The organism is Alteromonas sp. AWQ4_252 (assembly GCF_056158205.1).
In genome coordinates this window covers 4,242,054-4,255,195 of sequence record NZ_JBSWSV010000001.1, presented here as the reverse complement: position 1 = coordinate 4,255,195, position 13,142 = coordinate 4,242,054, and the positions used below count along the sequence as shown (strand labels likewise).

Below are 13,142 nucleotides of genomic sequence, written 5' to 3'. Positions count from 1 at the left end.
GCGCACACACTTGATATACATAGCCAGAAGAGTTGTACCCGGAAAATAGCGGGCACCGGTTATACGACTATGTTATCGGTGTTTGTTGATTAAAATTTGTCATAACTGGTGGAAGAAGAGTGACGAAACGTTGTTTTTTATCTGTTCTCAGCAAAATCTGCTGTGCGGTTTGAGAGACGATATCAATACACATTATGCAGATAGCGCGCTCGTTCATCACAGACAAAGGTGCCTGCGCAACCGACGCCATGGCGGCATATGCTGTAAGGGATTCAGTCTGTTAAGTGGAACAGAGAAAGGGGGCGCGTTAACGTTTAGTTCGACAGCATAGTCTGCTGATTGACTCCGTAAAACAGGCTCACGTGTGCTTTCAGCGGATTCAATTTGGCATTTAATAAGCGACACTGCATGGTGTAATAAGATTGAAACAACAAATTAGAACTTACAGCAACATAACAACATGTGGAACCGACAATGAGTGTATTTAAGCCCAAGTATATTAGTTTCGACTGCTACGGCACCCTGATTTATTTTGAAATGGCGCCAATGGCCCAAAAACTGTTTGCCGATCGGATTACTGAAGCGCAAATGCCACAGTTTGTGAAAGACTTTTCGGCTTACCGTCTCGATGAAGTTCTTGGCGCATGGAAGCCTTATCAGGAAGTGATACGCAATGCTGTTACCCGTCTTTGTAAACTTTGGAGTATTGAGTACCGGGATGAAGACAGCATTGCCATTTATAATGCCGTACCCACCTGGGGCCCACACCCGGATGTGGTAGAGCCACTGAAGAAAGTTGCAGCAGAAATTCCACTGGTTATTTTGTCCAATGCGATGAACGAACAGATTCACTCGAACGTGGCGAACCTGGAAGCACCTTTCGCCCACGTGTATACCGCTGAACAGGCGCAAGCTTATAAGCCGCGCTTGCAAGCGTTTGAATACATGCTGGATAACCTGGGGTGCAACCCCGAAGACATCCTCCACGTTTCCTCCAGTTTCCGTTACGACCTGATGTCCGCTCACGATATCGGCATTAAAAACAAAGTCTGGGTAAACCGTGGCCACGAGCCAGCAAACCCTTTCTATGGTTACACTGAAATTCAGGATATCCGCGGTTTACCCGGTGTAGTTGGTCTGGAATAAGGATTGATATGAAAAGCGCGTCTTACTGGCTGGATACCGCACCGACTATCGATACAACAAACACGACGTTGTCGTCACAATCTGTCGATGTGGTGGTGATTGGCGGTGGCTTTACCGGGTTGTCTTCTGCATTGGCTCTGGCAAAACGCGGGGCGAGCGTGGCGTTGTGTGAAGCTGGTATAGTTGGCGGCGAAGCCTCCGGGCGTAATGGAGGCCAGTGTAATAACGGTACTGCTCAGGATTATGCTGGGCTGGTGGCCAGTTACGGTGAAGACAAGGCGCGCGCATTTTATCAATTTTACAATCAGGCGGTGGACTCGGTTGAGTCTTTGGTAAAAAACGAAGATATCGACTGTGATTTTCGTCGCGCCGGTAAAATTAAGCTGGCAGCGAAGCCCGAGCATTTTGATAAATTGGCGAGAACCCATGAGGCGCTCACTAAAGAAGTGGATCCTCAGGCCAGGTTACTGGATGCCGCTCAGCTTCAGCAGGAAATTTCTTCCGACCAGTTTTATGGTGGCTTGCTGACTCCCAGTGGCGCCCAGCTTCATGTAGGCAAAATGGTTCATGGTCTGGCTACTCGCTGTATTGCGCAGGGAGTAGCACTGTTCCAGCATCAGCCAGTGATCAGAGTTGATAAAAAAGGGCCGCAACAGTGGATGGTACATACTCCCGGGCAGACCCTTGTCGCGAAGACCGTACTGGTTGCCACCGGCGGCAGTGGACCCGGGCCATTCAGCTGGTTCCGCCGCAGAATCGTGCCGGTGGGTAGCTTTGCAATCACCACAGCGCCGCTGGATAAAAAAATCTGCGAATCCTTATTTCCCGGCAATCGCTCGTATGTGACCAGCAAGAATATTGGCAACTATTTCCGGCTAACACCTGATCGCCGGCTACTGTTTGGCGGTCGGGCAAGGTTTGCAGTTTCCAATCAGCGGTCAGATTTGAAAAGCGGTGAAATATTAAAGCAGTCGCTGCACGAGATGTTTCCCCAGTTGGCCGGTACACCCATTGATTATTGCTGGGGCGGTACGGTAGACATGAGTGCTGACCGTCTGCCTAAAGTTGGTCAACACAACGGCCTGTTTTATGCCATGGGCTACAGTGGCCATGGCGTGCAGATGGCTTTGCATATGGGTGGTGTCATGGCCGATATCATTGATGGCAAATCTACAGACTGTCCATGGGTTACTAATGACTGGCCGGCTGTACCACTTCATTTTGGTAAACCCTGGTTTTTACCTTTCGTCGGCATGTATTACAAAATGCAGGATAAACTACATTAAGCATTGAGCACGCCAGAGCCGCAATGTTCAGGGGACGATCATGAACAATAATAAATTAGACGCCGCCCTCAGAGGGCATCACTCCACTAGTCGGCGAACCTTGTTAAAATCATTGGGCGCAGCGGGACTCGTTACCGCCGCCAGTGGACTGGCTCTGCCGGCACACGTGCTTGCACAGATTGCCGGCGAGCAGCCTGCTGCAACCCCTAAGCGGGGAGGACGTATTCGCGTAGCGACGTACTCGGTGTCAACCCGGGATACATTAGACCCGGCAAAAGCCTCACTCAGCACCGATTACGTGCGTATTTACATGATTTACAGTGGTCTGACGCAGTTTAATCGTGAATTGGGTGCCGATTTGGCGCTGGCCGAAACCATGGAAAGTGAGGATCAGAAAGACTGGCATATCAGACTGCGTAGCGGCGTAACGTTTCATAGCGGGAAAAGCCTGACGCCACAAGATGTGGTGTATTCACTGCTGCGGCATAAAGATCCCGCCATCACATCAAGAGCAGCCCCCATTGCGGCTCAATTTGAGAGTGTAAAAGTAACAGGTCCCGACACCCTGCGTATTTCACTGAAGTCACCGAATGCTGACTTGCCTGTCATGCTGGCATCCTCTAATTTTTGTATTGTGGCAGACGGCACCACCGATTTTTCTGAAACGGCTGATGGCACCGGGCCATATCGCCTGAAAGAGTTTTCTCCCGGTGTGCGGACTATCGGCGTCCGCAATCCCAACTTCTGGAAGCCGGGCAAACCTTATCTCGACGAAATAGAGCTCGTGGGAATTTCCGATGAGTCGTCCCGGGTAAATGCCTTGTTGTCCGGTGATATTCAGATGGCTCTGGCACTCAATCCCCGTTCAACCAAACGGGTTAAACGCTCCGGTACCTGCGATGTGATGCAGACTGAGTCGAGCCTGTATACCAACCTGATCATGCGTCAGGATGCTTATCCAACCAATAACCCGGATTTTGTTCTGGCGGTTAAATACATGCAGGACAGGGAGCTTATTAAACGTGCCTTGTTCCGGGGGTATGCCACCATTGCCAACGATCAGCCTGTGGCACCCACTCATAAATATTACAACCACGAACTGCCACAGCGTCCATACGATATTGACCGCGCCAAGTTCCATTTGAAGAAGGCAGGAATGAGTGGCTTGCGTATGCCGCTGTTCACGTCTCCGGCGGCTGAAGGCTCAGTAGATATGGCCGCTTTACTGCAACTGGCAGGCATAGAAGCTGGTATGCATTTCGGGATAAACCGGGTACCCGCAGATGGGTATTGGTCGAATCACTGGATGAAGCATCCTCTCGGCTACGGCAACATCAACCCGCGGGTTAGCCTGGATGAGTTGTTTAGTCTGTTCTACAAGTCCGATGCGCCATGGAATGAATCAGGCTGGAACAATGCCCAGTTCGATGAACTGCTTCTTGCCGCAAGGGGCGAGGGCGACGAAGCGAAACGAAAGCAAATGTACTGGGACATGCAGGAGCTGGTTCATCATGAATGCAGCGTTGGTATTCCGGTATTTATGAATCTTATCGACGGCTATGACAAGCGTATTAAAGGTACCTTCCCCATCCCCACTGGTGGTTTGATGGGTTACCTTTTCGCTGAACACGTCTGGCTGGACGCATAATGGTCTTAAGGAGTCTGAAATGAAGGTCATTTTCCAGCTGATTGTAAAACGCATTGGTCTGTCTCTTATCACATTACTGATTGTTTCCGCCGTGGTGTTTTTCATCGCAAATCTATTGCCCGGTGACGCTGCCCAGGAAATGCTCGGACAAAGCGCTACCCCTGAGGCAGTGGCTGCATTGCGTGATGCATACGGGCTGAACGATCCTCCTCTTACCCGGTACGCTAACTGGCTAGGGGGGCTTGTCACCGGTGATGCCGGCATGTCTCTGGCAAACTCTCGCCCTGTCAGTGAGTTGATAAGCTCTCGTCTGTCCAAGTCGCTCCTGCTTGCAGGGCTGACAGCGGTGATTGCCGTGCCGTTTGCGATGATTCTGGGTATCGTTGCCGCGATGCATAGCGGCAGAAGACTCGATAAAGTCATGAATATTGCCACGTTGACCATGGTAGCGATCCCTGAGTTTTTACTCGCCACTATCTTTGTATTGATTTTTGCTGTGGAACTGAACTGGCTTCCTTCCTTGTCTTATATTTCAGACGATGCCGGACTGTACGACTATTTTCGCGCCTTTGCGCTGCCTGTCGCCACGCTGTGTATTGTACTGAGCGCACAAATGGCCAGAATGACCCGGGCAGCAGTGCTCGAGCAACTGTCACAGCCTTATGTGGAGATGGCGCTGCTGAAAGGTTCACCATTATCCCGCGCGGTACTTCGTCATGCACTTCCCAACGCCATAGGCCCCATCGTTAACGCAGTGGCACTGAGTCTCTCTTACCTGCTCGGTGGGGTTGTCATTGTTGAGGTAATCTTTAACTATCCGGGCGTTGCCAGCCTGATGGTCGATGCAGTTACCAACCGCGACATGCCGCTTCTGCAGGCGTGCGCCATGCTGTTCTGTACCGGTTATCTGATTCTGGTATTGATTGCTGACATTTCTGCAATTCTCGCTAACCCTAAACTGCGTACCGGAGGCTAATCATTTTGTCTGCCATTAAATCTATGCCCCTGTCGGGGAAGCTTGGTGCGGTCCTGGTAGCCGCCTGGATATTTATTGCGGTCTTTGGTCCCTGGCTGGCGCCGTATTCGGCCAGCGAAATCGTTGCCTATGATGTGTTTGAGCCGCTGGGCGGTGAACATGTGCTCGGCACCGATTATATTGGCCGCGATGTGTTCAGCCGTATTCTGGACGGTGCCCGGTTTACAATTTTCATTCCTCTGCTTGCCGCTGCGCTGGCCTGTTCGTCGGGTACGCTGATTGCGCTCTACTCAGCGGTTAGTCATCCTCGTACCGATGAAGTGATTTCCCGGTTTATGGATGCGTTGATTTCCATTCCCAGCAAGATTTTTTCACTGGTAATGATCGCTGCATTTGGCTCGTCAGTGCCGATTCTTTTGACCATTACTGCGATCAGTTACATGCCTGGCGCATTCCGGATTGCCCGGGCGCTAGCAGTAAATGTGGCGAATATGGATTTTGTTACTGTCGCCCGTACCCGTGGGGAAAGTCGTCTTTATCTGGCAGTGAAAGAAATTCTGCCAAATATTCTGCACCCCATGCTGGCTGATTTTGGTTTGCGGTTTGTGTTTGTAGTACTGCTGTTAAGCAGTCTGAGTTTTCTCGGCCTGGGCGTACAACCGCCAGAGGCGGACCTTGGCTCATTAGTACGGGAAAATATTTCCGGTCTGGCCGAAGGCGCGCCTGCGGTTATTGTACCGGCTCTTGCGATTGCCACGATAACCATAGCCGTGAACCTGGTGATTGACAGTTTACGTGGCGGCGCCACCTATGCGGCAAAGGGGAAGTAGTATGGCAGCGCATATCAAAGTTGAGAATTTACAGGTTCAGGCCGGTGATGCTATGCAGCCTGTTACCATTGTGGATGATGTCAGTTTTTCATTGCAACGTGGCGAAGTGTTGGCGCTGATCGGTGAGTCCGGTTCGGGGAAAACCACTATCGCACTGACTCTGCTGGGCTATACGCGCCCGGGCTGCCGTATTACCGGTGGCGTTGTCAGTGTGGGTAACGACAATATGGCAGACAAAACCGATGCCCAGCTTGCAGCTCTGCGTGGCCGCAAAGTGGCTTATGTTGCGCAAAGTGCAGCGGCGGCGTTTAACCCTTCACGAAGAATAATTGAGCAGGTGGTAGAAAGCGCTTTGCTGCATGGCGTGATGTCACGTAAAGAGGCTGAAGCTAAAGCCGTCATGCTGTTTGGTAAACTGTCTTTACCGTCGCCGGAAACTATCGGCAAGCGTTATCCCCATGAAGTATCTGGCGGACAATTGCAACGACTGATGGCGGCTATGGCGCTGATTTGCGATCCCGAACTGGTGATCTTTGATGAACCCACCACCGCACTGGATGTGACTACTCAGGTCGACGTACTAAAAGCTTTCAAGGCGGCAGTAAAAGCGACCAATACCACAGCGGTTTATGTATCGCACGATCTTGCCGTTGTAGCGCAGATGGCGGACCGTATTCTGGTGCTGCAGAAAGGGAGGGTAATGGAAAATAACCCCACCGATAAAATTCTGCAAAATGCTGAACATGCCTATACCCGTCAGCTACTCAGCGCCGTTCAGGACAATGATTCTGTTCAGCATAAAACCAAAAGTGACGTGGTACTGGAAATCGCTAACATCGAAGCGGGCTACGGCAGAATTACAAAAGAAGGCAAGCCAGAAATTCCCATTCTGTCGGATATTTCCCTTAAGGTTCGTCGCGGGCAGACTGTGGGAATAATCGGTGAATCCGGCTCGGGAAAATCCACCTTCGCCAGAGTGATTGCCGGATTGTTGCCTGCATCTGGCGGTTATATGTTGCTGAATAAACGAGAGTTGTTCTCATCAATTACTGAACGTGAAAAAAATGAATGTCAGCATATTCAGATGGTTTTCCAGAATGCCGATACGGCGCTGAACCCGGCCCATACCGTTGGCGATATATTGGGCCGGCCACTGACTTTCTTCCACGATTTGAAAGGAGACGCACGCAAACGTCGCGTGGCTGAATTACTCGAGCTGGTTAAACTGCCGGCGGAACTCGCTGAACGTAAGTGTGGCGCGCTATCCGGCGGTCAGAAACAACGCATTAATCTGGCCCGCGCACTCGCTGCAGAACCCAGTGTTATTCTCTGTGATGAGGTAACATCAGCGTTGGATACCGTTGTCGCTGCAGCGATCCTCGAACTACTTGAGGAATTACAGGCGAGACTGAATATCGCAATTGTGTTTATCAGCCATGATATTTCAACGGTGAAGAGCCTGTGTGATGAAGTGGTGGTGCTGTACAAAGGCAATAAGGTGGAACATGGCAGCGGTGAATCTTTTGCGTCAGCTCCGTATCATCCGTACACCGATTTGCTGGTGAGTAGTGTACCGACGTTAGATCCTCAATGGCTGGATAGCCGCAACCGTGACCAGGCTGCGCGTAATATTCCAGTTACCAATAGCGACACCCTATGCCGTTTTCGTGACAGATGCACGGTAAAGCTTGATGGTCTGTGTGATCAGGATGCGCCTCCCAAGCGTGAACTCGCCTCCGGGAAGTCTGTTTTGTGTCACCGGGATGAGGCAATGTTGAGCTAATGCTGAACTGAAGTAAATCATAATTAGAAAGCCCGCTGTCATTCACCGCGGGCTTTTTATTTCTCCTTGCACCATTTCTGAATGGAACTTTGCTATTTAACCTGGAGTGAATGTGCTGCTGCCAAACTTCACGGCGAGTCTTATCTGAAGTAAAAAAACCGGGCATGAAAGCCCGGCCAACGGAGTTGCTGTGAAGTGACTCAGATAGCGCCCACGCGAATTTTCGAGCCATCCAGCAGACGAGACAAGTGATAAGAACTGGCATCAATCACCGGCTTATTGCCCAACACCATATCCGCGGCAAGATGGGCAAGGCCAGGTCCAAGACCAAAACCATGGGCAGAGGTGCCTGCGGCAAGGAAAAATCCATCAACCTGTTCTATTGGTGATATCACCGGAATTGCATCTGGTGTTGAATCGACATAACTGCCCCAGCTTTCTGCCATTTCCATGTCAGCAAGTGCAGGAAACAGTGATTTAACGGTTTCCATCGTTTTACGCAAATTGCTTTTCACCGGCGCAGGATCAAGGATACGGATCTTCTCGAACGGTGAGATACCGTCATTGGTCCAGCTATTAAATGCTTCCGGACCGCTGAAGAATGAACGTCCTAAATTCACTTGAATAGCTTTAATGCGTTTCATAAACATTGGCATAAAGGGCTTGGCGTAGCGAATACTCTGCGGAGTAAATTCCAGCAAGGCCGTACCGCTGATGGCGACCGTGTAGCTGCCATCCAGCCGACGGGTGAGTGCTACGTTACTGGTATAAATTGCTTCACCGATATTGGTGATGGGTTTGGTTCTGAATGCCGTCTGGCGCACACTGGCCTGCGGAAAACTGATACCATGATGACGACAGAACGCCGATGCCCAGGCACCGGCTGCACATAAAACGCGGTTGGTTTTGATGGTGCCTTTTTCGGTCACCACACCTTCTACTTTGCCATTTTTGATATCCAGGCCGCGGGCAGCACAGTTTTGATGGATGGTCGCACCGAGTGCTCTGGCTCCTTCAGCAATCATGGGAGCAGCAATGGATGGCTCACCTTTGCCGTCATCGATAGAATGTACTCCGCCTATCCAGTTACGGCCTTTGGCAGGAATCATTTCATTGGCTTCTTTTGCATTCAGCATCACTGTGTTGATGTCGTATTGCTTTGCCAAATCGCGCCAGGAATCCCATTGAGCTAACTGCTTTGGATCGTCAGTGGCATAACGCAATCCGCAACGGCGGAAGCCCAGATCAAACCCTATGTCCCGGGACATCTCATCCCACAGGCGCATGGACAGACCGGATGTGGGCAGCTCACGTTCATCACGATTTTGCTGGCGACACCAGCCCCAGTTCCGGCTGGACTGCTCGCAGCCCACCAGACCTTTTTCAATCAGCGCAACTTTATAGCCTTGTTTCGACATAAAATAAGTGGCTGCTGCGCCAATGATACCGCCGCCGATAACGACTACATCGACTTCGTCAGGAAGCTTTTCATTACTGGCGATTTTTTTTAGTTGAGGAGACATAATTTCGATACCTTGTTCGCAGAGGGTTACGCTTCGGCGTCAAAGCCTACGATGGCTTTTACTTCCAGATATTCTTCCAGTCCTTCAATGCCATATTCGCGGCCGTTGCCTGACTGCTTACAGCCTCCGAAAGGAGCCTGAGGATCCCAGGCCGGATAATTAATCAACACCTGACCACTGCGGATTCTGCGAGCCACATCTCTGGCTGCATTCAGGTCGGCAGACTGCACGTGAGCGGCTAATCCGAATACGGTGCTATTGGCAATTTCAACGGCATGGTCAATATCGTCGTAAGGGATCAGGCAAAGTACCGGCCCGAAGATTTCCTGCTGGGCGATATCCATGTCAGGCGTCACGTCGCTGAAAACAGTAGGGCGGGTGTAAAAGCCACGGTCAAATCCTTCGGGACGGCCCGTGCCGCCGGTAACACAACGCGCACCTTCGTCGATACCTCGCTGGATCATGGTTTGCACGCGTTCGAATTGAGGGCGGTTAGCTACCGGCCCATGGGTGGCCAATTCATTGTCAGCCAGCCCGATAACAATTGACTCAGCAGCTTCTACTGCCAGCTTCTCTACTTCAGCGAGGCGATCTCTGGGCACCAGCATGCGGGTGGGGGCGCTGCACGACTGACCATTATTGCGCATACCTGCCTGTACACCAGGACCGACTGCGCTGGCAAAATCAGCATCAGGAAGGAGAATGTTAGGCGACTTGCCACCCAGTTCCTGGCCCACTCGTTTTACTGTCGTAGCCGCTGCCTGAGCGACCAGTATGCCCGCTCGTGTGGAGCCGGTAAAAGACACCATATCTACATCCGGGTGGCGAGCCAGGGGCTCTCCCACATCGGCACCGTTACCGTTTAGCAGGTTGAAGACACCAGCGGGCACGCCAGCGTCATGAACGATCTGGGCAAAAGCCAGCGCGCTGAGTGGCGACAGTTCACTGGGTTTAAGCACCACTGAGCAACCAACCGCTAACGCCGGGCCTACTTTTGCGGTAACCTGATACAGCGGCCAGTTCCATGGGGTGATAAGCCCTGCAACGCCAATGGGTTCCCGGGTTACAGCAGTCGTGCCACGCATTTCAGTAAATGCGTATTTAGCCAGGTTCTCCCGGGCCACGCGGATATGAGCTGCTGCAAGTGGCACCTGTGTGCTACGGGCATAGGCAAGCGTCGCTCCCATTTCCAGCGACATCAGGTTGGCAAGCAGTTCAGCCCGCTCTTCAATCAGCTCAATAATCCGGTCCAGACAAGCAAGACGGATCTCTACCGACGTGGCAGACCAGGCTGGAAAGGCTGTTTTTGCCGCGGCAACAGCCTTGTTCAGATCGTCGGCATTACCCAGCTGGATGGTGGCTGCGGGGGCTTCAGTGGCAGGATTAATCACATCAAAAGGTTTGCCTTCAGTTAATGCAACCCATTCTCCGTTGATGTAGGCTTGCGATAGACGTCGACTATCAAGATATTGCTCAACGGGTTGTTTATTCATAATGTGCTTCCTGTTTATTTCTTTAAGTGACATGCGGCAGTATCATGATGCAAAGCAGATAGGCGGCAGATCCTGCTGCAATATAGTGACACCCAGTATATTGTCGATAAAGCAGCATGGGGTGCCGCTTTCCCCGTATCAACAGCAAATTATATTGAATAGGGCATCGCAAACACGCCGAATTTATTACTGTCGGCAAGCTACACTGACATCCTGCGATTCAGCTTTTTTCCAGCCTCCCGAGGCTAAACGTCCATGATCAGGAGAACAACCATGCAGCTAAAAAACGGAATTGAGGATCTTCTTGAAGGACTAATTACCTTCCGGCGTGATATTCATGCAAACCCTGAGCTGGCTTATGAAGAAGTCAGAACGGCGGATAAAGTAGCGGCAAGTTTGCGGGAAATTGGGCTGGAAGTCACTACCGGCATTGGTAAAACCGGCGTAGTTGGCACGCTTCGGACAGGCAACTCAGGTAGAACTATTGGGCTTCGTGCAGACATGGATGCACTGCCCATCGTAGAGGAAACGGGGCTACCTTATGCCAGCTGCAGTCACGGTGTTTTTCATGGCTGCGGCCACGATGGACATACTACAATGTTACTTGGAGCTGCCCAGCATCTGGCACGAACTCGCCAGTTTGATGGCACTGTCCACTTTATTTTTCAGCCTGCCGAAGAAGGGCAGGCCGGGGCAAAGGCAATGATTGATGATGGCCTTTTTGAGCGTTTCCCCTGTGACCGCGTTTATGCCTTTCACAACTGGCCTGATTTACCGGCAGGAACCATCTCTACTCGCCCGGGGCCAATCATGGCGGCAGCTGATAAATTTGCCATTGAAGTAAAAGGAAGAGGAGGGCATGCCGCAGTGCCCCATCAAACCCCGGACGCCATTCTGGCCGCCAGCGAGTTGGTGTCTCAGCTAAATACCATTGTTTCACGCCGCGTCGCGCCTACATCCACTGCCGTGTTGTCAGTTACCCAGATAGGTGGAGGCAATTCTCACAACGTGTTACCCGGTACAGTTACACTCACTGGCACCGTCCGCACCTTTGATCCGGCGGTGCAGGATCAGATCGAAACTGCTGTTCGTCAGGTTATCGCTGGCGTAGCAATGGCAACGGGCACGGAAATTAATATCGACTATCAGCGTTACTACCCTGCCACAATTAATGACCCGGAAGCCGCCGAACATGCGCTTCAGGTTGCACAACAGATCGGCAACGCGGTAGCTGCCCCTGAACCGGCATTTACCTCTGAGGATTTCGCTTTTATGCTGCAGGCCTGTGAAGGGGCCTATGTGTGGCTCGGACAGGGGGCCGGTGAGGAACATATTCCGCTCCACCACCCGGCATACGATTTTAATGACGACATCATTGCCACTGGGGTCAGATTACACGTCGCGCTGGTAGAGGATTATCTGCCTTTAGCCAGGTAAAGAAAACACAGATTCAGCTGGTTTGGCAAAATGAAACAGCAAAATCTGCTGAGTCGTTGCCAATACACTGAATGGCAATTGATTAAACACTGCAACGATTAATGAAGAGCAACGATGGACACCAATAATTTTACTCTTCGCGATATGCGCGAAACTGATTTAGCCACCTGCCTGACGTTCACTCAGCAGGTGAAATGGCCTCATCGAATGGGCGACTGGGAACTGCATTTTTCACAGGGTAAAGGTTCCATTATTGAAGATGCTGACGGTGAAATCGCTGGTTGTATTCTGTGGTGGGATTATGGCAGCGACTACGCCACCGTTGGTCTCGTTGTGGTGCCCGCTGAGCGCCAGGGTAACGGACTTGGCAGAACATTAATGGACACAATAATGGCCCAGACGGGCACGCGAAGTCTGCAGTTAGTCGCTACCGTGGCTGGGAAGCGCCTTTATCAGCAGTGCGGCTTTGAAGAATGCGGATTTATTTATCAGGTACAGGGCGAGCTAGCCACGCAGCCAGAACCTACAGAAACCAGCCTGAAAATTGAAACTATTAATGCTGCAAATCTGAGTGATGTACTGCTTCTTGATGCCGACGCTTACGGATGCAATCGCGAATCTTTGCTTACAGCAGTGGCACAAGCCGGTAAAGGGCTGGTTGCGTATGACGACGATAAAGCGGTGGGCTTTGCCATGTTACGGACCAGTGGTCACGGGCAAACTCTCGGTCCGGTACTGGCGGATAATGATGACACCGCCAGAGCGCTAATCAGTCGCTTGCTGGCAGACGAATCTGGATTTATCCGTTTTGACCTTACCGAAAAGGCCCTGTCGATCAAACCCTGGCTGGAATCTTTGGGCCTGGCAGAGGTCGACAAAGTCAGCATCATGGTGAAAGGTCAATTTTTGCCGTCAACGCAAAGCGGTGTTAACATCTACAGCCTTATTTCACAGGCATTCGGATAACAGGTCGCCATCAGTATGCTTAACCGGTCGTTTAAATCACTGATCTTATTCCTG

The 13,142-nt window shown here is 51.3% G+C and carries 10 protein-coding genes; 8 read left to right on the top strand and 2 right to left on the bottom strand.

The genetic code is table 11. The features are described 5' to 3' along the window. Positions 1–474: 474 nt before the first annotated feature. The 6 genes from ACXACM_RS18685 to ACXACM_RS18660 are packed head-to-tail and all read left to right on the top strand — an operon-like array spanning position 475 to position 7,669. Positions 475–1,146: a haloacid dehalogenase type II gene (locus tag ACXACM_RS18685; RefSeq protein ID WP_474823637.1), complete on the top strand. Its 672-nt coding sequence runs from the start codon at positions 475–477 to the stop codon at positions 1,144–1,146. A gap of 8 nt (positions 1,147–1,154) precedes the next feature. After that, entirely contained in the window at positions 1,155–2,432 is a 1,278-nt protein-coding gene (locus ACXACM_RS18680) for an NAD(P)/FAD-dependent oxidoreductase (protein WP_474823636.1), read from the top strand. Positions 2,433–2,472: 40 nt separating this feature from the next. Next, on the top strand, positions 2,473–4,080 hold the full coding sequence (locus tag ACXACM_RS18675) for an ABC transporter substrate-binding protein (protein ID WP_474823635.1): 1,608 nt from the start codon (positions 2,473–2,475) through the stop codon (positions 4,078–4,080). A 19-nt stretch (positions 4,081–4,099) separates the two neighbouring features. Then, positions 4,100–5,056: an ABC transporter permease gene (locus tag ACXACM_RS18670; RefSeq protein ID WP_474823634.1), complete on the top strand. Its 957-nt coding sequence runs from the start codon at positions 4,100–4,102 to the stop codon at positions 5,054–5,056. A gap of 5 nt (positions 5,057–5,061) precedes the next feature. Then, the gene (locus ACXACM_RS18665) at positions 5,062–5,886 is read left to right on the top strand and encodes an ABC transporter permease (RefSeq protein WP_474823633.1); all 825 of its coding nucleotides are present in this window, start codon (positions 5,062–5,064) and stop codon (positions 5,884–5,886) included. Between the two features lies 1 nt (position 5,887). Continuing rightward, positions 5,888–7,669 (top strand): ABC transporter ATP-binding protein, encoded by a 1,782-nt coding sequence (locus ACXACM_RS18660; RefSeq protein WP_474823632.1) that lies wholly within the window; start codon positions 5,888–5,890, stop codon positions 7,667–7,669. A 200-nt stretch (positions 7,670–7,869) separates the two neighbouring features. Here ACXACM_RS18660 and ACXACM_RS18655 read toward each other — a convergent pair whose 3' ends face one another. Further along, entirely contained in the window at positions 7,870–9,192 is a 1,323-nt protein-coding gene (locus ACXACM_RS18655; RefSeq protein ID WP_474823630.1) for an NAD(P)/FAD-dependent oxidoreductase, read from the bottom strand. Positions 9,193–9,218: 26 nt separating this feature from the next. Further along, on the bottom strand, positions 9,219–10,685 hold the full coding sequence (locus tag ACXACM_RS18650) for an aldehyde dehydrogenase family protein (protein ID WP_474823629.1): 1,467 nt from the start codon (positions 10,683–10,685) through the stop codon (positions 9,219–9,221). Between the two features lie 273 nt (positions 10,686–10,958). Here ACXACM_RS18650 and ACXACM_RS18645 point away from each other — a divergent pair, with 273 nt between their 5' ends. Continuing rightward, positions 10,959–12,122: a M20 aminoacylase family protein gene (locus ACXACM_RS18645; RefSeq protein WP_474823628.1), complete on the top strand. Its 1,164-nt coding sequence runs from the start codon at positions 10,959–10,961 to the stop codon at positions 12,120–12,122. Between the two features lie 114 nt (positions 12,123–12,236). Continuing rightward, complete coding sequence (locus ACXACM_RS18640) at positions 12,237–13,088, top strand: GNAT family N-acetyltransferase (RefSeq protein ID WP_474823626.1); 852 nt, start codon at positions 12,237–12,239, stop codon at positions 13,086–13,088. Positions 13,089–13,142: the final 54 nt, after the last annotated feature.

Coding starts and splice junctions, on each gene's coding strand:
- ACXACM_RS18680 (WP_474823636.1), top strand. CDS start 1,155: ATGAAAAGCGCGTCTTACTGGCTGGATACCGCACCGACTATCGATACA.
- ACXACM_RS18650 (WP_474823629.1), bottom strand. CDS start 10,685: ATGAATAAACAACCCGTTGAGCAATATCTTGATAGTCGACGTCTATCG.
- ACXACM_RS18645 (WP_474823628.1), top strand. CDS start 10,959: ATGCAGCTAAAAAACGGAATTGAGGATCTTCTTGAAGGACTAATTACC.
- ACXACM_RS18655 (WP_474823630.1), bottom strand. CDS start 9,192: ATGTCTCCTCAACTAAAAAAAATCGCCAGTAATGAAAAGCTTCCTGAC.
- ACXACM_RS18685 (WP_474823637.1), top strand. CDS start 475: ATGAGTGTATTTAAGCCCAAGTATATTAGTTTCGACTGCTACGGCACC.
- ACXACM_RS18670 (WP_474823634.1), top strand. CDS start 4,100: ATGAAGGTCATTTTCCAGCTGATTGTAAAACGCATTGGTCTGTCTCTT.
- ACXACM_RS18675 (WP_474823635.1), top strand. CDS start 2,473: ATGAACAATAATAAATTAGACGCCGCCCTCAGAGGGCATCACTCCACT.
- ACXACM_RS18660 (WP_474823632.1), top strand. CDS start 5,888: ATGGCAGCGCATATCAAAGTTGAGAATTTACAGGTTCAGGCCGGTGAT.
- ACXACM_RS18640 (WP_474823626.1), top strand. CDS start 12,237: ATGGACACCAATAATTTTACTCTTCGCGATATGCGCGAAACTGATTTA.